Origin of the sequence: Enterobacter sp. 50793107, from assembly GCF_001463365.1 — a bacterium.
GTDB lineage: Bacteria > Pseudomonadota > Gammaproteobacteria > Enterobacterales > Enterobacteriaceae > Enterobacter > Enterobacter cloacae.
Genome location: NZ_LNII01000115.1, coordinates 9,270 through 26,512 on the forward strand (window position 1 = coordinate 9,270; position 17,243 = coordinate 26,512).

The window sequence follows — 17,243 nt, forward strand, 5'->3', positions numbered from 1 at the left end:
TCCCCAATGGCAATTAGCTAATCATTTGTTAAACTTATAGTCGTCAGCTGGCACAAGGAGAACATAATGAGTTTTGTTAAAGAATTTCGCGAATTTGCGATGCGCGGAAATGTGGTGGATTTGGCAGTGGGTGTCATTATTGGTGCAGCGTTCGGCAAGATCGTTTCATCTTTAGTGGCTGATATCATCATGCCACCTTTAGGGCTATTAATTGGGGGCATTGATTTCAAACAATTCGCCTTCACGCTTCGGGAAGCACAGGGGGATATCCCGGCAGTGGTGATGCACTATGGCGTGTTTATTCAGAACGTATTTGATTTCGTGATCGTCGCGTTTGCCATTTTTATGGCCATCAAGCTTATCAACAAGCTCAACCGTAAAAAAGAAGAGCCTGCTGCGGCGCCCGCGCCTACGAAAGAAGAAGTATTACTGACTGAAATTCGCGATCTGTTAAAAGAGCAGAATAACCGCGTTTAACAGCTAAAAGCAGGAAGGCCAGTGGTAAATAAGCGATTCGCTTGCTTGCCACTGGCCTCCCAGTTACCCCGTTTTGCATGTTTGTTTTTACGCAGATAACTTCCCTTCCCTTTTTTGTTCTTTTCAACTCGCTGTCGAAAAAGCGGGTCGTGAAGCAAAGCCTCAATGGCATTATCTTTAATTTGTCCCTTCGTATGTTGATAGTGACTCATAATTTCTCCTGAGCATGATTAATGTCGAGGGGAGTCTAGACCCGGACTGATAAAAAATCAACAACCCCGGGTTTCTCCACTTGCCCCTTGTTCAAGGGCCTCCAGAATAGAACAATAGACACTGCTGTGAGCCGTACCACAGCACGCATCATTCAACCTTTGCAGAGAGCGCTGCATGGTTTGCAGTTCCTGAATACGCGCTTCAACTTCATCCAGCCTGGCCTGGACAATGCTTTTCGATTCCTGGCAGGTGTGATGTGCAGGATCGATACGGATCGACAATAACTCACGGATCGAATCCAGCGTGAATCCCAGTTGGCGTGCATAACGAATAAACCGCAGCCGTTGCAGATCGTTGTCGGTATAGAGCCGGAACCCACCTTCGGTTCGCACCTCGTGATCAATCATCTGCTGTTTTTCATAGTAACGGATGGTATCCGGCGTCACGTTAGCAAGCTTTGCAAGTTCACCGATACGATACATGGCTACTCCTCGTTTATTTTCTGCAGCAGTCTTTCACTATACTCGCCATGCAGAAAGTCAGTCGCAATTCCTGCCTGTTGTAGCTTGAGTTCAACCAGAGCTAAGCGCCGGCTTAGTTCTCCATGCCGGGGATCGTCTTTCCGTATCCCTTTTAGCAGATCAGCTAGCTCAATAGCCTCTTTGCGCTGTTCAAGCTCGGGAGGAAGACACCCCGCATTTTTCAGTAAGCGATATCCAGCCCGTAGTTCAGGGGGTATGTGCGAATCATCTTCCAGTACTAGCGGTTCACCGCTACCGGACAGGTTATCGAATTCGCCTTTAGTTTGGGCATCGCGAATATGGCGTTCTGCCCACTGGTCGATCAACCACATCATAAACTCCAGGGGATGAACAAAATTAATACAGATATTGTAGAGAAGTGGGGATAGTGCGGATATAAAAAAACCCGCCGGAGCGGGTTTTTTTACGTTACTGCAGATTACTCTGCAGCAGCTTCTGCTTTCGACTCAGAACGATCAACCAGCTCGATGTAAGCCATCGGAGCGTTGTCGCCTGCGCGGAAGCCACACTTCAGAATGCGAGTGTAACCACCGGCACGGCTCGCGAAACGCGGGCCCAGCTCGTTAAACAGTTTTGCCACGATCTCGTTATCACGAGTACGGGCGAATGCCAGACGACGATTAGCAACGCTGTCAGTCTTGGCAAGAGTAATCAGCGGCTCAACTACACGACGCAGCTCTTTCGCTTTAGGCAGGGTCGTCTTGATGATTTCATGACGAACCAGTGAACCTGCCATGTTGCGGAACATAGCCTGGCGATGGCTGCTGTTGCGGTTCAGTTGACGACCACTCTTACGATGGCGCATGACCTTATCCTTCTCAGTAAAACCTTAACCTGTGATCCGGTTACTCGTCAGCAATGCTTGCTGGTGGCCAGTTTTCCAGGCGCATGCCCAGAGACAGACCACGTGAAGCCAGCACGTCTTTAATCTCAGTAAGAGATTTTTTACCCAGGTTCGGCGTTTTCAGCAACTCAACCTCGGTACGCTGTACCAGATCACCGATATAGTGGATAGCTTCTGCCTTGAGGCAGTTAGCAGAGCGGACAGTCAATTCGAGATCGTCAACAGGGCGCAGCAGGATCGGATCGAATTCTGGTTTCTCTTCTTTCACTTCCGGCTGACGTACATCACGTAAGTCAACGAAAGCTTCCAGTTGTTCTGCCAGGATGGTTGCCGCACGACGAATCGCCTCTTCAGGATCGATTGTGCCATTGGTTTCCATTTCGATGACCAGCTTGTCCAGGTCGGTACGCTGTTCTACACGCGCTGCTTCAACATTGTAGGCAATACGCTCTACAGGGCTGTAGCATGCGTCGACCAGCAGACGGCCGATTGGGCGCTCATCTTCTTCCGAATGAATTCGGGCAGAAGCCGGCACATAACCACGACCGCGCTGAACTTTGATACGCATGCTAATAGCTGCGTTCTCATCGGTCAGGTGGCAGATCACGTGCTGCGGCTTGACGATTTCAACATCACCGTCGTGGGTGATGTCGGCTGCAGTCACAGGGCCAATGCCAGATTTATTCAGAGTAAGAATAACTTCATCTTTACCCTGAACTCTCACCGCCAGCCCTTTCAGGTTGAGCAGGATTTCAAGGATATCTTCCTGAACGCCTTCTTTGGTGCTGTACTCATGAAGTACACCATCAATCTCAACCTCGGTCACCGCGCAACCCGGCATCGATGAGAGCAGAATACGGCGCAGTGCGTTACCCAGAGTATGGCCAAAGCCACGCTCTAAAGGCTCAAGGGTCACCTTGGCGTGCGTCGAACTCACTTGCTCGATATCTACCAGGCGCGGTTTTAGAAACTCTGTCACAGAACCCTGCATTGTGTCCTCTCTTTGGTACTAAGCTTTACTTGGAGTAAAGCTCGACGATCAGGTGTTCGTTAATGTCCGCAGACAGATCAGAACGTTCTGGCTGACGCTTGAACGTACCTTCCATCTTGCCAGCATCAACTTCCAGCCAGGTTGGCTTTTCACGCTGCTCAGCCAGCTCCAGAGCGGCTTTCACGCGAGATTGCTTTTTCGCTTTCTCACGAATGCTAACAACGTCATTCGCTTTAACCTGATAAGAAGCGATGTTAACAACACGACCGTTTACCATGATTGCTTTGTGGCTAACCAGCTGGCGTGATTCAGCACGAGTAGCGCCGAAGCCCATACGGTATACAACGTTGTCCAGACGACCTTCCAGCAGAGCCAGCAGGTTTTCACCTGTGTTGCCTTTCAGACGTGCTGCTTCTTTATAGTAGTTACGGAACTGACGCTCCAGCACACCGTAGATACGGCGAACTTTTTGCTTTTCACGCAACTGCACACCATAGTCAGACAGACGCGGTTTACGCGCACCGTGCTGGCCAGGAGCTTGTTCAATTTTACACTTGGTATCGATCGCGCGAACGCCAGACTTAAGGAATAAGTCGGTGCCCTCACGACGGCTCAGCTTGAGCTTAGGACCCAAATATCTTGCCATTTTCTATCTCCAACTAACCTAAAAAACGAGCGTTATACGCGACGTTTTTTCGGCGGACGACAACCGTTATGAGGGATCGGAGTCACATCAGTAATATTAGTGATGCGGAAACCAGCGGCGTTCAGAGCGCGAACAGTAGATTCACGACCCGGACCCGGACCTTTAACCATAACTTCCAGATTCTTGATGCCGTATTCTTTTACGGCTTCTGCGCAACGCTCTGCTGCAACCTGAGCTGCAAACGGAGTGGATTTGCGAGAACCACGGAAACCGGAACCACCGGCTGTTGCCCAACCCAATGCGTTACCCTGACGATCAGTAATAGTAACGATGGTGTTGTTGAAAGAAGCATGGATATGAGCCACGCCGTCAGAGACTTGTTTTCTTACACGTTTACGTGCACGAATTGGTGCCTTTGCCATTATTCAATCACCCCGATTATTTCTTGATCGGTTTGCGCGGACCCTTACGGGTACGTGCGTTGGTCTTAGTACGCTGACCGCGCACTGGCAGACCACGACGATGACGCAAACCGCGATAGCAACCAAGATCCATCAGGCGCTTGATGCTCATGCTGATTTCACGGCGCAGATCACCTTCAACGACAAATTTGGCAACTTCGTCACGCAGCGTGTCGATTTGTCCTTCAGACAGCTCACTGATCTTAACATCTTCAGCGATACCCGCTGCAGCCAGGATGGCTTTAGAACGGGTCTTGCCGATGCCGTAGATCGAAGTTAATGCGATCACAGCATGTTTCTGATCAGGAATGTTAATGCCTGCTATACGGGCCACTATGCACTCCTACTATTTAATATGTACGCACCATGCTGAAAAGCCCGTTTTCAGGATACTCAAATGGAAACGTACAGACATACAAAAGATTGGCTGGCTAATCTAGCCAGCTCAACCCAACTTTGCAAGAAAAATATGCGAAATAATCAGCCTTGGCGCTGTTTATGCTTCGGCTCGGCACTGCAAATCACACGGATGACACCATCACGCTTAACGATTTTGCAGTTACGGCATAATTTCTTGACGGAAGCACGAACTTTCATTTTTACTCTCCGTAACTTCTCAGGCGACCAATTAGCGGCCGTAGCCTTTCAGGTTCGCCTTCTTCAATGCAGACTCATACTGACTGGACATCATCAGAGTTTGCACTTGAGCCATAAAGTCCATAATCACGACAACAACGATAAGCAGTGAGGTCCCACCGAAGTAGAACGGTACTTTCATTGCATCACGCATGAACTCCGGGATCAGGCAGATAAAAGTAATATAAAGCGCACCAACCAAAGTCAGGCGAGTCATTACTTTATCGATATACTTCGCCGTTTGCTCTCCCGGACGAATTCCTGGTACAAATGCACCGGACTTCTTCAGGTTATCTGCTGTTTCACGCGGGTTGAAGACCAACGCCGTGTAGAAGAAACAGAAGAAGATGATCGCAGACGCATAGAGTAACACATAAAGTGGTTGCCCAGGCTGCAAATACAGCGAAATTGTTGTCAGCCAGTTCCAACCAGTACCGCCCCCGAACCATGACGCGATGGTTGCCGGGAACAGAATAATACTGGAAGCGAAGATCGCCGGGATTACCCCTGCCATATTCACTTTCAGCGGCAAATGTGTGCTCTGTGCAGCATAGACACGACGACCCTGCTGACGTTTCGCGTAGTTCACCACAATACGGCGTTGACCACGTTCAACGAAGACAACAAAGAACGTCACTGCAAATACTAATACTGCAACCAACAGCAACAGGAGGAAGTGCAGGTCGCCTTGACGCGCTTGCTCGATAGTATGGGCGATGGCTGGCGGGAGACCCGCAACAATACCGGCGAAGATAATGATTGAGATACCGTTACCGATACCACGTTCAGTAATCTGTTCGCCGAGCCACATCAGGAACATTGTCCCTGTGACCAGACTAACAACAGCGGTGAAATAGAATGCAAAGCCTGGGTTTAAGACCAGGCCCTGCATACCAGGCATATTCGGAAGACCGGTAGCAATACCGATCGACTGGAATATTGCCAGCACCAGAGTACCGTAGCGGGTGTACTGACTAATCTTACGACGTCCGGACTCCCCTTCTTTCTTCAGTTCTGCCAGGGCCGGATGAACGACCGTAAGCAGCTGGATAATAATGGATGCCGAAATATACGGCATAATACCCAGCGCGAAGATAGAAGCACGGCTGAGAGCACCACCAGAGAACATGTTGAACATTTCAATGATGGTGCCTCGCTGTTGCTCAAGCAGTTTGGCAAGTACAGCGGCATCGATACCAGGGATCGGAATAAAAGAGCCAATACGGAACACAATCAGCGCGCCGATTACAAACAGCAGTCTGCGTTTCAGCTCACCAAATCCACCTTTGGCACTTTGAAAATCTAATCCCGGTTGCTTAGCCATCTGCTACTTATTCCTCAATTTTACCGCCAGCAGCTTCGATAGCAGCACGAGCACCTTTAGTAACACGCAGGCCACGAACAGTTACCGGAGTAGAAACTTCACCAGCCAGGATCACTTTCGCGAACTCGATCTGGATACCGATAATGTTAGCTGCTTTCAGCGTGTTCAGGTCTACAACGCCGCCTTCAACTTTCGCCAGGTCAGACAGACGGACTTCCGCTGTGATCGCTGCTTTGCGAGAAGTGAAGCCGAACTTCGGCAGACGACGGTACAGTGGCATCTGGCCACCCTCGAAACCGCGACGTACGCCACCGCCAGAACGAGAGTTCTGACCTTTGTGACCACGACCACCGGTTTTGCCGAGGCCAGAACCGATACCACGACCCAGGCGTTTACCCGCCTTTTTAGAGCCTTCGGCCGGAGACAGAGTATTTAAACGCATCTCTTACTCCTCAACTTTAACCATGAAGTAAACCGCGTTGACCATACCGCGAACAGCAGGAGTATCCTCGCGCTCAACGGTATGACCAATACGACGCAGACCCAGGCCAAGCAGCGTTGCCTTGTGTTTCGGCAGACGACCGATTGCACTGCGGGTTTGAGTGATTTTAATAGTCTTTGCCATGGTCAATTACCCCAGAATTTCTTCAACGGATTTACCACGCTTGGCAGCGACCATTTCTGGAGAATTCATATTTTCCAGGCCATCAATAGTTGCACGAACCACGTTGATCGGGTTGGTGGAACCGTATGCTTTAGCCAGAACGTTATGAACCCCAGCAACTTCCAGAACGGCGCGCATTGCACCACCGGCGATGATACCGGTACCTTCTGAAGCTGGCTGCATGAATACACGAGAACCCGTGTGAACACCTTTAACTGGGTGCTGCAGGGTGCCGTTGTTCAGCGCGACGTTAATCATATTGCGACGGGCTTTTTCCATCGCTTTCTGGATCGCTGCTGGAACTTCACGCGCTTTACCGTAACCAAAACCAACGCGACCGTTACCATCGCCAACTACAGTCAGAGCTGTGAAGGAGAAAATACGACCACCTTTAACGGTTTTAGATACGCGGTTTACCGCGATCAGCTTTTCCTGCAGTTCGCCAGCTTGTTTTTCGATGTGAGCCATCTTACACCTCTACCTTAGAACTGAAGGCCAGCTTCACGGGCAGCATCTGCCAGTGCCTGGACACGACCATGATATTGGAACCCGGAACGGTCAAAGGATACATTGCTGATGCCTTTTTCCAGAGCGCGTTCAGCAACAGCTTTACCAACAGCTGCAGCAGCGTCTTTGTTACCGGTGTACTTCAATTGTTCTGCGATAGCTTTTTCTACAGTAGAAGCAGCTACCAGAACTTCAGAACCGTTCGGTGCAATTACCTGTGCGTAAATGTGACGCGGGGTACGATGTACCACCAGGCGAGTTGCACCCAGCTCTTTGAGCTTGCGGCGTGCGCGGGTCGCACGACGGATACGAGCAGATTTCTTATCCATAGTGTTACCTTACTTCTTCTTAGCCTCTTTGGTACGCACGACTTCGTCGGCGTAACGAACACCCTTGCCTTTATAAGGCTCAGGACGACGGTAGGCGCGCAGATCTGCTGCAACCTGGCCAATCAGCTGTTTATCAGCGCCTTTCAGCACGATCTCAGTCTGAGTTGGACATTCTGCAGTGATACCGGCCGGCAGCGGATGCTCAACAGGGTGAGAGAAGCCCAGAGACAGGCCTACTGCATTCCCTTTGATCGCTGCACGATAACCTACACCAACCAGCTGCAGCTTCTTAGTGAAGCCTTCGGTAACACCGATAACCATTGAGTTCAGCAGGGCACGCGCGGTACCAGCCTGAGCCCAGCCGTCTGCGTAACCATCACGCGGACCGAAGGTCAGAGCATTATCTGCATGTTTAACTTCAACAGCATCGTTGAGAGTACGAGTCAGCTCGCCGTTTTTACCTTTGATCGTAATAACCTGACCGTTGATTTTTACATCAACGCCGGCAGGAACAACGACCGGTGCTTTAGCAACACGAGACATTTTTTCCTCCGATTAGGCTACGTAGCAGATAATTTCGCCGCCAAGACCAGCCTGGCGCGCTGCACGATCAGTCATAACACCTTTAGAGGTAGAAACAACTGCGATACCCAGACCGGCCATAACTTTTGGCAGCTCATCTTTTTTCTTATAGATGCGCAGACCTGGGCGGCTGACACGCTGAATGCTTTCTACAACAGCTTTACCCTGGAAGTACTTAAGAGTCACTTCCAGTTCCGGCTTGGTGTCGCCTTCAACTTTAAAATCTTCAATAAAACCTTCGTCCTTCAGCACGTTGGCGATTGCCACTTTCAGCTTGGAGGAAGGCATGGTGACCGCAGCTTTATTCGCGGCCTGACCGTTACGGATACGGGTCAGCATATCCGCGATCGGATCTTGCATGCTCATCTGTCTTTACTCCCGTGATTCAATTGGTGACAATTACCAGCTAGCCTTTTTCAAGCCTGGCACTTCACCGCGCATGGCGGCTTCACGCAGCTTAATACGGCTCAACCCGAACTTGCCCACATAACCATGTGGACGACCTGTTTGACGGCAGCGGTTACGCTGACGAGACGGGCTGGAATCACGCGGCAGAGTTTGCAGCTTGAGAACTGCGTTCCAACGATCTTCGTCGGAAGCGTTCACATCAGAGATGATCGCTTTCAGTTCAGCGCGTTTAGCGAAGAATTTATCAGCTAAAGCTACGCGTTTTACTTCGCGTGCTTTCATTGATTGCTTAGCCATTCAGTAACCCTACCTTACTTGCGGAACGGGAAGTCAAAGGCAGCCAGCAGAGCACGGCCTTCTTCGTCAGATTTCGCAGTAGTGGTAATGGTAATATCCAAACCACGCACGCGGTCGACTTTATCGTAGTCGATTTCTGGGAAGATGATCTGCTCACGGACACCCATGCTGTAGTTACCACGACCGTCGAATGACTTAGCGGACAGGCCACGGAAGTCACGGATACGAGGTACAGCAATAGTGATCAGGCGCTCAAAGAACTCCCACATGCGTTCGCCACGCAGAGTTACTTTACAGCCGATCGGATAGCCCTGACGGATTTTGAAGCCTGCAACTGATTTGCGTGCTTTGGTGATCAGCGGTTTTTGACCGGAGATTGCTGTCAGGTCAGCTGCTGCGTTATCCAGCAGTTTCTTGTCAGCGATCGCTTCACCAACACCCATGTTCAGGGTGATCTTCTCGACCCGAGGGACTTGCATGACAGAATTGTAGTTAAACTCAGTCATGAGTTTCTTAACTACTTCGTCTTTGTAGTAATCATGCAGTTTCGCCATCGTACTACTCCAAATTACTTGATAGTTTCGCTGTTAGACTTGAAGAAACGGACTTTTTTGCCGTCTTCGAATCTAAAGCCTACACGGTCAGCCTTGCCGGTTGCCGCATTGAAGATTGCAACGTTAGAAACCTGAATAGCAGCTTCTTTTTCAACGATGCCGCCTGGTTGGTTCAGGGCCGGAACCGGCTTCTGATGTTTCTTAACCAGGTTGATACCTTCAACAATGACCTTGCCGGAAGACAGGACATTTTTTACTTTACCGCGTTTACCTTTATCTTTACCGGTTAACACGATAACTTCGTCATCACGACGGATTTTCGCTGCCATGATTCGCTCCTTAGAGTACTTCTGGTGCCAGAGAGATAATTTTCATGAACTTCTCAGTACGAAGTTCACGAGTTACCGGCCCAAAGATACGCGTGCCGATTGGCTGCTCGCTGTTATTGTTCAAAATAACGCATGCATTACCATCGAAGCGAATGACAGAACCGTCAGGGCGACGAACACCCTTCTTGGTGCGCACCACTACCGCTTTCAGCACATCACCTTTTTTGACCTTACCACGTGGAATTGCTTCTTTGATGGTGATCTTGATGATGTCGCCTACGCCTGCGTAGCGACGGTGCGAGCCACCCAGAACCTTGATACACATTACGCGACGTGCACCGGAGTTGTCGGCGACGTTCAGCATAGTCTGTTCTTGGATCATTTTAGTGCTCCGCTAATGTCAACTACTACCTGAGACTCTAAAATCAGAGCCGTTAAAAAGCCCCATATCGAGGGCGCGGCATTATAACACCGCTTCTGCAATATGGGTAGAAAAAATAAACGGCTCATCGCTGAGCCGTTTATTCGTATCGAGAACGGGTACTGTATTACAGAACCGCTTTCTCTACAACGCGAACCAGCGTCCAGGACTTAGTCTTGGACAGTGGACGGCATTCACGGATTTCAACCTTGTCGCCGATACCACATTCGTTGTTCTCGTCATGTACGTGCAGTTTGGTCGTACGCTTGATGAATTTACCGTAGATCGGGTGTTTCACAATGCGTTCGATAGCAACAACGATGGATTTCTCCATTTTGTCGCTAACAACACGACCTTGCAGAGTACGGATTTTATCGGTCATTACGCACCCGCCTTCTCAGTCAGTAAAGTCTTAACGCGTGCAACATTGCGACGCACTTGCTTCAGCAGGTGGGTCTGTTGCAGCTGGCCACTTGCAGCCTGCATACGCAGGTTGAACTGCTCGCGCAGCAGGTTCAGCAGCTCAGCGTTCAGCTCTTCAACGCTCTTTTCACGCAGCTCTTTTGCTTTCATTACATCACCGTCTTAGTTACAAAGGTGGTTTTGATAGGCAGTTTCGCTGCTGCCAGGCCGAAGGCTTCACGGGCCAGCTCTTCCGGAACACCGTCCATTTCATACAGGACTTTGCCCGGTTGGATCAAGGCAACCCAGTACTCCACGTTACCTTTACCTTTACCCATACGAACTTCCAGCGGCTTCTCGGTGATCGGTTTGTCCGGGAATACACGGATCCAGATCTTACCTTGACGCTTAACTGCACGGGTCATTGCACGACGTGCTGCTTCGATCTGACGTGCAGTCAGACGACCACGGCCAACAGCTTTCAGACCGAAAGTGCCGAAGCTAACATCCGTACCCTGCGCCAGACCACGGTTGCGGCCTTTGTGCACTTTACGGAATTTTGTACGCTTTGGTTGTAACATCAGCGACGCTCCTTATTTACGGCCTTTACGCTGCTGCTTTTTAGGTTGAGCAGCCGGTTTTTCCGGTTGTTCAACAGCAGCCATACCACCCAGGATCTCACCTTTGAAGATCCATACCTTAACGCCGATTACACCGTAAGTGGTGTGCGCTTCAGAGGTGTTGTAGTCGATGTCAGCACGCAGAGTGTGCAGCGGTACGCGACCTTCACGGTACCATTCGGTACGTGCGATTTCCGCGCCGCCCAGACGGCCGCTAACTTCAACTTTGATACCTTTAGCGCCCAGACGCATTGCGTTCTGTACAGCACGCTTCATAGCACGACGGAACATAACACGACGTTCCAGCTGAGAAGTGATGCTGTCAGCAACCAATTTAGCGTCCAGTTCAGGCTTACGAACTTCAGCGATATTGATCTGTGCAGGAACGCCAGCGATATCCGCTACGACCTTGCGCAGTTTTTCTACGTCTTCGCCTTTCTTACCGATAACGATGCCAGGACGAGCAGTGTGAATAGTCGCACGGATGCTCTTAGCTGGACGCTCGATAACGATACGAGATACAGACGCTTTAGCCAGTTCCTTCGTCAGGTACTGACGTACTTTAAAATCGCTGTCCAGGTTGTCAGCGAATTCTTTGGTGTTCGCAAACCAGGTAGAGTTCCATGGTTTTACAATACCCAGGCGAATACCATTAGGATGTACTTTCTGACCCATTGCTAGTCTCCAGAGTCTCAGCGATCGGACACAACCACAGTAATGTGGCTGGTGCGCTTCAGGATGCGATCTGCACGACCTTTCGCACGCGGCATAATGCGCTTCATGCTTGGGCCTTCATCTACGAAAATTTTCGCGACTTTCAGATCGTCGATGTCAGCGCCATCGTTGTGTTCAGCGTTAGCAATGGCAGATTCCAGTACTTTCTTGACCAATACCGCAGCTTTCTTGTTGGTATAGGTCAGGATGTCCAGGGCCTGCGACACTTTCTTACCGCGAATCAGGTCAGCAACAAGGCGAACCTTCTGTGCAGAAGAACGAGCATGGCGATGTTGAGCTAAAGTTTCCATCTCTTCCTCCTACCTTATTTCTTCTTCGCTTTTTTATCAGCAGCGTGGCCGCGATAAGTACGAGTCGGTGCGAATTCACCCAGTTTGTGACCAACCATTTCGTCGGTAACAAAGACTGGAACGTGCTGACGACCATTATGGACAGCGATGGTCAAACCGATCATGTTAGGAAAGATCGTTGAACGACGGGACCAAGTGCGCAGGGGCTTCTTGTCTCCGCTTTCCACCGCTTTCTCTACCTTCTTCAGCAAGTGCAGGTCAATAAAAGGACCTTTCTTGAGAGAACGTGGCATGGCTTATCCTCTAAAATTATTTGCTACGGCGACGTACGATAAATTTATCAGTACGCTTGTTGCTGCGGGTCTTCTTACCTTTGGTCTGAACGCCCCACGGAGTTACCGGGTGCTTACCAAAGTTACGACCTTCACCACCACCATGTGGGTGATCTACTGGGTTCATCGCAGTACCGCGAACGGTAGGACGAACACCACGCCAGCGTGCAGCACCAGCTTTACCCAGAACGCGCAGCATATGCTCAGCATTGCCAACTTCGCCCAGAGTAGCGCGGCAGTCTGCTTCGACTTTACGCATTTCACCAGAACGCAGACGCAGGGTGACATAAGCACCGTCACGCGCAACGATCTGAACGTAAGTACCCGCGGAACGCGCCAGCTGACCGCCTTTACCTGGTTTCATTTCTACGTTATGAACGGTAGAACCAACCGGGATATTGCGCATCGGCAGGGTGTTGCCTGCTTTGATTGCAGCATCAACGCCAGACTGAATCTGGTCGCCAGCTTTCAGGCCTTTAGGGGCCAGGATGTAACGGCGTTCGCCATCTTTGTACAGAACCAGCGCGATGTTCGCGGAACGGTTCGGATCGTACTCAAGACGCTCAACAACTGCTGGGATACCGTCTTTGTTGCGTTTGAAGTCAACAATACGATAAGCCTGCTTGTGGCCACCACCGATGTGACGAGTGGTGATACGGCCATTGTTGTTACGACCACCGGATTTGCTGTTTTTTTCCAGCAACGGAGCAAAAGGTTTGCCCTTGTGCAGCTCAGGGTTAACCACTTTAACTACGTGGCGACGACCCGGAGATGTCGGTTTACATTTAACAACTGCCATTGTATTACTCCTCCGACTTACTCAGCGCCGCCAACGAAGTCCAGGTTCTGGCCTTCTTTCAGGGTGACGTAAGCTTTTTTCCAGTCGCTACGACGACCGATACGCTGTCCGTGACGTTTAACTTTCCCTTTAACTACCAGGGTGTTAACGACTTCGACTTCGACTTCAAACAGTTTCTGCACAGCAGCTTTGATCTCTGCTTTGGTCGCGTCTTTAGCAACTTTGAGAACGATGGTGTTTGTTTTTTCCATCGCAGTAGACGCTTTTTCAGAAACGTGCGGTGCGCGCAGCACCTTCAGCAGACGTTCTTCACGAATCATGCCAGCATCTCCTCAACTTGCTTAACAGCATCAGCAGTCATTACGACTTTGTCGAAGGCGATCAGGCTAACCGGGTCGATACCAGTCGCGTCGCGTACGTCAACCTTGTGCAGGTTGCGCGCGGCCAGGAACAGGTTCTCGTCCAGCTCACCGGTGATGATCAGCACATCTTCCAGAGCCATGTCTTTCAGTTTCTGTGCCAGCAGCTTAGTTTTAGGCGCTTCTACAGAGAACTTCTCGACAACGATCAGACGATCCTGACGTACCAGTTCGGACAGGATGCTTTTCAGCGCGCCGCGGTACATCTTTTTGTTAACTTTTTGACTGTGGTCCTGTGGACGCGCAGCGAAGGTCACGCCACCTGAACGCCAGATCGGGCTCTTGATAGAACCTGAACGCGCACGGCCGGTACCTTTCTGGCGCCATGGCTTTTTGCCAGAACCAGTTACTTCAGCACGAGTCTTCTGAGCACGAGTACCCTGACGAGCACCAGCTGCATAAGCAACAACAACCTGGTGAACCAGCGCTTCGTTGAAATCACGACCGAAGGTAGTTTCGGAAACAGTCAGCGCGCTCTGCGCGTCTTTCAATACTAATTCCATTGCTATCCCCTTACGCCTTCACAGCTGGTTTAACGATCAGGTCGCTACCGGTTGCACCCGGGACCGCACCTTTAACCAGCAGCAGGTTGCGCTCAGCGTCAACACGTACTACGTCCAGGCTCTGAACAGTTACACGTTCGTTGCCCAGCTGACCTGCCATTTTCTTGCCTTTGAACACTTTGCCCGGAGTCTGGTTCTGACCGATAGAACCCGGAACACGGTGAGACAAGGAGTTACCGTGAGTAGCGTCCTGGGTACGGAAGTTCCAGCGCTTAACGGTACCAGCAAAACCTTTACCTTTAGAGGTACCGGTTACGTCAACTTTTTTAACGTCAGCAAACAGCTCAACGCTAATGTCCTGACCTACGGTGAACTCTTCGCCTTCAGCAAGACGGAATTCCCACAGACCACGGCCAGCTTCAACGCCAGCTTTAGCGAAGTGACCCGCTTCTGGTTTGGTTACACGGTTAGCTTTTTTAGCACCAGTGGTAACCTGAATAGCGCGGTAGCCATCGTTAGCCAGATCTTTAACCTGAGTAACGCGGTTTGCTTCAACTTCGATTACGGTTACTGGGATAGAAACGCCATCTTCAGTGAAGATGCGGGTCATACCCACTTTTTTACCGACTAAACCAATCATTGTTTCAACCTCTCAATCGCTCGATGACCTGATTAACCCAGGCTGATCTGCACGTCTACACCGGCAGCCAGATCCAGACGCATCAGAGCATCAACGGTTTTCTCAGTTGGCTCAACGATGTCAACCAGACGCTTGTGAGTGCGGATTTCGTACTGATCACGCGCGTCTTTGTTAACGTGCGGGGAGATCAGAACGGTGAAGCGCTCTTTGCGGGTCGGCAGCGGGATCGGACCACGGACTTGCGCACCAGTGCGCTTAGCAGTCTCGACGATTTCCGCGGTTGATTGATCGATCAGACGATGATCAAACGCTTTAAGGCGGATACGGATTCTTTGGTTCTGCATGAGACCAGAGCTCCAATTATTTTATAAACGAAAATGATTACTCCTCAAACCCATTACGATTGATGGGAGAGTGTAACCGTTCTTACGTAGCTCCCCAATTGGGAGCATTGTTGAGTAACAAAATGAGTCACTCCGGTTCAGATTGAACCCGCCGTCAATTACGACAAGCCCGCGCATTATACGTAAATCTGGGCAAGACGCAAGTGCCGTTTAGAATTTAAGCGCTAAAGGTGTACCTTGCGTAAGGCCTCGCACTATTTTCTGCAATCCGTCCCCTTTCTTCTGTTCTTATGAAACCACTACGCAATTACATTTTTTGGCTATTGCCAGGCATTCGTGGTGTGGAGAGTATGCGCTGAAATTCACCTTGAGGTTTCGTTCATGCTTACTCTCCTCCCCTTCCTGCTCATCTATTTTGTTCTCTCAGGTTTACTGGTGCGTGAAGATATTCGCTCAGGCATTCTCCCTGATAAATACCTCTGTCCCCTGTTATGGGCTGGTTTGCTCTATCAACTCTGTCTTCACCCTGATTTTCTGCCTGGTGCAGTGGTCGGGGCGATGGCAGGGTATGTCGGCTTTGCCATGATCTACTGGGGTTATCGGCTAATATTTCGCCGTGAAGGGATGGGCTATGGCGATGTGAAGTATCTTTCGGCACTCGGTGCATGGCATGGTTGGTGCGTGTTGCCCGAACTGGCACTGGTCGCCGCGCTATTGGCGCTGCTCTATCTCCTTATGACTTCGTTTTTCAACCCTGCCACACGGACATTAAAAAACCCACTGCCTTTTGGACCATTTCTGGCGGCAGCGGGTTTATGCGTAGGTTGGCAGACGCTGGTTAATCTTCCACTTTAATCTGCGACTGGAGATAGTTTTGCAGGCCAATTTTGCCAATGAGATCCAGCTCGGTTTCCAGCCAGTCGATATGCCCTTCTTCATCGGCCAGAATCTGGATCATCATATCGCGGCTAACGTAGTCATGGACGCTGTCTGCGTAGGCAATAGCTTCGCGAAGGTCTTTTGCGCCTTCAAGTTCAAGTCTGAGATCGGATCGCAGCATCTCTTCAACATCTTCACCGATGCCGAGTTTACCGAGGTCCTGCAGGTTGGGGATGCCTTCGAGAAATAAAATACGCTCGATATATTTATCGGCATGTTTCATCTCATCGATGGATTCGTGATACTCAACGTCGTTGAGGCGCATGAGGCCCCAGTTTTTAAACATTCTCGCATGGAGAAAATACTGATTGATTGCGACAAGCTCATTTCCCAATAATTTATTGAGATAACTTATGATTTTAACATCACCTTTCATTATATAGTCCCTCCGCTTCCACTCATTGAAGCGTAGATCGGGCTACAGGGATGTCAAAAAAAAGATGGGCGCTTACGCGATCTCTTTGTATTCCGGGATCTGCATCAGTTCATCCTGCATGATTTCACGCGCTGCGCGTACGCATTTACCGCATTGATTTCCCACTGGAACAAACTTGCGAAGTTGCTGGAAGGACTGTGGCTGAAACTGGCGAACGGCCTGACGTATTTTTTTGTCACTCACACCATTACATAAACAAACGTACATAAAGACTCCCGTTCAAAATATGCGCAAAGTGTAAGTGAGAATGGTTATGATTACAATAGCACAAACGCCAGTATACGGGGCGGGAGCAAACAAAAAATGCGAAAATTTGTGACAAGTACAGACGCTAAGAAAACAAAAAAGGACGCCGAAGCGTCCTTTTTTTATTCGGGGATAATTAATTAGCCCAGAACTTTAGCAACAACGCCCGCGCCAACGGTACGGCCGCCTTCACGGATTGCGAAACGCAGACCGTCGTCCATCGCGATTGGGTGGATCAGAGTCACAACCATCTTGATGTTGTCGCCTGGCATTACCATCTCTACGCCTTCTGGCAGTTCGATGGTACCGGTCA

Annotated in this window: 35 protein-coding genes and 1 pseudogene; 2 read left to right on the top strand and 34 right to left on the bottom strand. The window is 50.1% G+C overall.

The window, feature by feature from the left end; genetic code table 11:
- Window positions 1–66: 66 nt before the first annotated feature.
- Window positions 67–477 (top strand): large-conductance mechanosensitive channel protein MscL, encoded by a 411-nt coding sequence (gene mscL / locus APU11_RS15075; RefSeq protein ID WP_013099017.1) that lies wholly within the window; start codon window positions 67–69, stop codon window positions 475–477.
- On the opposite strand, the gene APU11_RS15080 is transcribed toward mscL, so the two are convergent.
- The 31 genes from APU11_RS15080 to rpsJ form a co-directional block, all read right to left on the bottom strand.
- Entirely contained in the window at window positions 474–689 is a 216-nt protein-coding gene (locus tag APU11_RS15080) for an alternative ribosome-rescue factor A (RefSeq protein WP_013099018.1), read from the bottom strand. The two genes, mscL and APU11_RS15080, sit on opposite strands and share 4 nt — an antisense overlap.
- A 57-nt stretch (window positions 690–746) precedes the next feature.
- On the bottom strand, window positions 747–1,172 hold the full coding sequence (zntR, locus tag APU11_RS15085; protein ID WP_013099019.1) for a Zn(2+)-responsive transcriptional regulator: 426 nt from the start codon (window positions 1,170–1,172) through the stop codon (window positions 747–749).
- A gap of 2 nt (window positions 1,173–1,174) precedes the next feature.
- Window positions 1,175–1,543, bottom strand: a complete 369-nt coding sequence (locus tag APU11_RS15090; RefSeq protein ID WP_058650935.1) for a DUF1992 domain-containing protein — start codon at window positions 1,541–1,543, stop codon at window positions 1,175–1,177.
- A gap of 107 nt (window positions 1,544–1,650) precedes the next feature.
- The gene (rplQ, locus tag APU11_RS15095) at window positions 1,651–2,037 is read right to left on the bottom strand and encodes a 50S ribosomal protein L17 (RefSeq protein WP_001216372.1); all 387 of its coding nucleotides are present in this window, start codon (window positions 2,035–2,037) and stop codon (window positions 1,651–1,653) included.
- 40 nt (window positions 2,038–2,077) lie between these two features.
- The gene (gene rpoA / locus APU11_RS15100) at window positions 2,078–3,067 is read right to left on the bottom strand and encodes a DNA-directed RNA polymerase subunit alpha (protein WP_002919219.1); all 990 of its coding nucleotides are present in this window, start codon (window positions 3,065–3,067) and stop codon (window positions 2,078–2,080) included.
- Between the two features lie 25 nt (window positions 3,068–3,092).
- Complete coding sequence (gene rpsD / locus APU11_RS15105; RefSeq protein WP_003863314.1) at window positions 3,093–3,713, bottom strand: 30S ribosomal protein S4; 621 nt, start codon at window positions 3,711–3,713, stop codon at window positions 3,093–3,095.
- Between the two features lie 32 nt (window positions 3,714–3,745).
- Entirely contained in the window at window positions 3,746–4,135 is a 390-nt protein-coding gene (gene rpsK / locus APU11_RS15110; RefSeq protein WP_003031137.1) for a 30S ribosomal protein S11, read from the bottom strand.
- Window positions 4,136–4,151: 16 nt separating this feature from the next.
- Window positions 4,152–4,508 carry a 30S ribosomal protein S13 gene (rpsM, locus tag APU11_RS15115; protein ID WP_013099021.1) on the bottom strand — a complete coding sequence of 119 codons (357 nt, stop codon included), beginning with the start codon at window positions 4,506–4,508 and terminating at the stop codon, window positions 4,152–4,154.
- A 146-nt stretch (window positions 4,509–4,654) separates the two neighbouring features.
- Window positions 4,655–4,771: a 50S ribosomal protein L36 gene (gene rpmJ / locus APU11_RS15120; protein ID WP_000868187.1), complete on the bottom strand. Its 117-nt coding sequence runs from the start codon at window positions 4,769–4,771 to the stop codon at window positions 4,655–4,657.
- A gap of 31 nt (window positions 4,772–4,802) precedes the next feature.
- On the bottom strand, window positions 4,803–6,134 hold the full coding sequence (secY, locus tag APU11_RS15125; RefSeq protein WP_003863305.1) for a preprotein translocase subunit SecY: 1,332 nt from the start codon (window positions 6,132–6,134) through the stop codon (window positions 4,803–4,805).
- Between the two features lie 7 nt (window positions 6,135–6,141).
- Complete coding sequence (gene rplO / locus APU11_RS15130) at window positions 6,142–6,576, bottom strand: 50S ribosomal protein L15 (RefSeq protein WP_013099022.1); 435 nt, start codon at window positions 6,574–6,576, stop codon at window positions 6,142–6,144.
- Window positions 6,577–6,579: 3 nt separating this feature from the next.
- Window positions 6,580–6,759: a 50S ribosomal protein L30 gene (rpmD, locus tag APU11_RS15135; protein ID WP_003863301.1), complete on the bottom strand. Its 180-nt coding sequence runs from the start codon at window positions 6,757–6,759 to the stop codon at window positions 6,580–6,582.
- Between the two features lie 6 nt (window positions 6,760–6,765).
- Window positions 6,766–7,266: a 30S ribosomal protein S5 gene (gene rpsE, locus APU11_RS15140; RefSeq protein ID WP_003863299.1), complete on the bottom strand. Its 501-nt coding sequence runs from the start codon at window positions 7,264–7,266 to the stop codon at window positions 6,766–6,768.
- Window positions 7,267–7,280: 14 nt separating this feature from the next.
- Window positions 7,281–7,634, bottom strand: coding sequence for a 50S ribosomal protein L18 (gene rplR / locus APU11_RS15145; protein ID WP_013099023.1), 354 nt, complete (start codon window positions 7,632–7,634; stop codon window positions 7,281–7,283).
- 9 nt (window positions 7,635–7,643) lie between these two features.
- Window positions 7,644–8,177: a 50S ribosomal protein L6 gene (gene rplF / locus APU11_RS15150; protein ID WP_013099024.1), complete on the bottom strand. Its 534-nt coding sequence runs from the start codon at window positions 8,175–8,177 to the stop codon at window positions 7,644–7,646.
- A 12-nt stretch (window positions 8,178–8,189) separates the two neighbouring features.
- Window positions 8,190–8,582, bottom strand: a complete 393-nt coding sequence (gene rpsH, locus APU11_RS15155; protein ID WP_013099025.1) for a 30S ribosomal protein S8 — start codon at window positions 8,580–8,582, stop codon at window positions 8,190–8,192.
- Window positions 8,583–8,615: 33 nt separating this feature from the next.
- Window positions 8,616–8,921, bottom strand: a complete 306-nt coding sequence (gene rpsN / locus APU11_RS15160; protein ID WP_013099026.1) for a 30S ribosomal protein S14 — start codon at window positions 8,919–8,921, stop codon at window positions 8,616–8,618.
- A 14-nt stretch (window positions 8,922–8,935) separates the two neighbouring features.
- Complete coding sequence (gene rplE, locus APU11_RS15165; protein ID WP_001096202.1) at window positions 8,936–9,475, bottom strand: 50S ribosomal protein L5; 540 nt, start codon at window positions 9,473–9,475, stop codon at window positions 8,936–8,938.
- Between the two features lie 14 nt (window positions 9,476–9,489).
- Window positions 9,490–9,804: a 50S ribosomal protein L24 gene (gene rplX / locus APU11_RS15170; RefSeq protein WP_000729185.1), complete on the bottom strand. Its 315-nt coding sequence runs from the start codon at window positions 9,802–9,804 to the stop codon at window positions 9,490–9,492.
- A gap of 10 nt (window positions 9,805–9,814) precedes the next feature.
- On the bottom strand, window positions 9,815–10,186 hold the full coding sequence (rplN, locus tag APU11_RS15175) for a 50S ribosomal protein L14 (RefSeq protein WP_002919748.1): 372 nt from the start codon (window positions 10,184–10,186) through the stop codon (window positions 9,815–9,817).
- A 166-nt stretch (window positions 10,187–10,352) separates the two neighbouring features.
- The gene (gene rpsQ, locus APU11_RS15180) at window positions 10,353–10,607 is read right to left on the bottom strand and encodes a 30S ribosomal protein S17 (RefSeq protein ID WP_008503489.1); all 255 of its coding nucleotides are present in this window, start codon (window positions 10,605–10,607) and stop codon (window positions 10,353–10,355) included.
- Window positions 10,607–10,798 carry a 50S ribosomal protein L29 gene (gene rpmC, locus APU11_RS15185; RefSeq protein ID WP_013099027.1) on the bottom strand — a complete coding sequence of 64 codons (192 nt, stop codon included), beginning with the start codon at window positions 10,796–10,798 and terminating at the stop codon, window positions 10,607–10,609. The genes rpsQ and rpmC overlap by 1 nt, the downstream gene beginning before the upstream one ends.
- Window positions 10,798–11,208: a 50S ribosomal protein L16 gene (gene rplP / locus APU11_RS15190; RefSeq protein ID WP_002919759.1), complete on the bottom strand. Its 411-nt coding sequence runs from the start codon at window positions 11,206–11,208 to the stop codon at window positions 10,798–10,800. The genes rpmC and rplP overlap by 1 nt, the downstream gene beginning before the upstream one ends.
- Before the next feature lie 12 nt (window positions 11,209–11,220).
- Window positions 11,221–11,922: a 30S ribosomal protein S3 gene (gene rpsC, locus APU11_RS15195; RefSeq protein WP_060578600.1), complete on the bottom strand. Its 702-nt coding sequence runs from the start codon at window positions 11,920–11,922 to the stop codon at window positions 11,221–11,223.
- Between the two features lie 17 nt (window positions 11,923–11,939).
- A complete protein-coding gene (gene rplV / locus APU11_RS15200; RefSeq protein WP_002919773.1) occupies window positions 11,940–12,272 on the bottom strand; it encodes a 50S ribosomal protein L22 in 333 nt (110 codons plus the stop codon).
- Between the two features lie 14 nt (window positions 12,273–12,286).
- Complete coding sequence (gene rpsS, locus APU11_RS15205) at window positions 12,287–12,565, bottom strand: 30S ribosomal protein S19 (protein ID WP_001138117.1); 279 nt, start codon at window positions 12,563–12,565, stop codon at window positions 12,287–12,289.
- Window positions 12,566–12,581: 16 nt separating this feature from the next.
- Window positions 12,582–13,403 (bottom strand): 50S ribosomal protein L2, encoded by an 822-nt coding sequence (rplB, locus tag APU11_RS15210; protein ID WP_000301859.1) that lies wholly within the window; start codon window positions 13,401–13,403, stop codon window positions 12,582–12,584.
- Between the two features lie 17 nt (window positions 13,404–13,420).
- Window positions 13,421–13,723, bottom strand: coding sequence for a 50S ribosomal protein L23 (gene rplW / locus APU11_RS15215; protein WP_000617546.1), 303 nt, complete (start codon window positions 13,721–13,723; stop codon window positions 13,421–13,423).
- On the bottom strand, window positions 13,720–14,325 hold the full coding sequence (gene rplD / locus APU11_RS15220) for a 50S ribosomal protein L4 (protein ID WP_000424395.1): 606 nt from the start codon (window positions 14,323–14,325) through the stop codon (window positions 13,720–13,722). The genes rplW and rplD overlap by 4 nt, the downstream gene beginning before the upstream one ends.
- 10 nt (window positions 14,326–14,335) lie before the next feature.
- The gene (gene rplC, locus APU11_RS15225) at window positions 14,336–14,965 is read right to left on the bottom strand and encodes a 50S ribosomal protein L3 (RefSeq protein WP_003863274.1); all 630 of its coding nucleotides are present in this window, start codon (window positions 14,963–14,965) and stop codon (window positions 14,336–14,338) included.
- A gap of 32 nt (window positions 14,966–14,997) precedes the next feature.
- Window positions 14,998–15,309, bottom strand: a complete 312-nt coding sequence (gene rpsJ / locus APU11_RS15230) for a 30S ribosomal protein S10 (RefSeq protein WP_001181005.1) — start codon at window positions 15,307–15,309, stop codon at window positions 14,998–15,000.
- A gap of 381 nt (window positions 15,310–15,690) precedes the next feature.
- On the opposite strand from rpsJ, the gene APU11_RS15235 reads away from it, so the two are divergent.
- Window positions 15,691–16,164: an A24 family peptidase gene (locus APU11_RS15235; protein WP_058650937.1), complete on the top strand. Its 474-nt coding sequence runs from the start codon at window positions 15,691–15,693 to the stop codon at window positions 16,162–16,164.
- On the opposite strand, the gene bfr is transcribed toward APU11_RS15235, so the two are convergent.
- From bfr to tuf, 3 genes and pseudogenes are all read right to left on the bottom strand, one after another.
- Window positions 16,148–16,624, bottom strand: coding sequence for a bacterioferritin (bfr, locus tag APU11_RS15240; protein ID WP_013099029.1), 477 nt, complete (start codon window positions 16,622–16,624; stop codon window positions 16,148–16,150). The genes APU11_RS15235 and bfr overlap by 17 nt on opposite strands.
- Window positions 16,625–16,696: 72 nt before the next feature.
- Window positions 16,697–16,891, bottom strand: coding sequence for a bacterioferritin-associated ferredoxin (bfd, locus tag APU11_RS15245; protein WP_008503493.1), 195 nt, complete (start codon window positions 16,889–16,891; stop codon window positions 16,697–16,699).
- A 179-nt stretch (window positions 16,892–17,070) separates the two neighbouring features.
- Window positions 17,071–17,243: pseudogene (gene tuf / locus APU11_RS27020) on the bottom strand (elongation factor Tu); the annotation flags it as partial.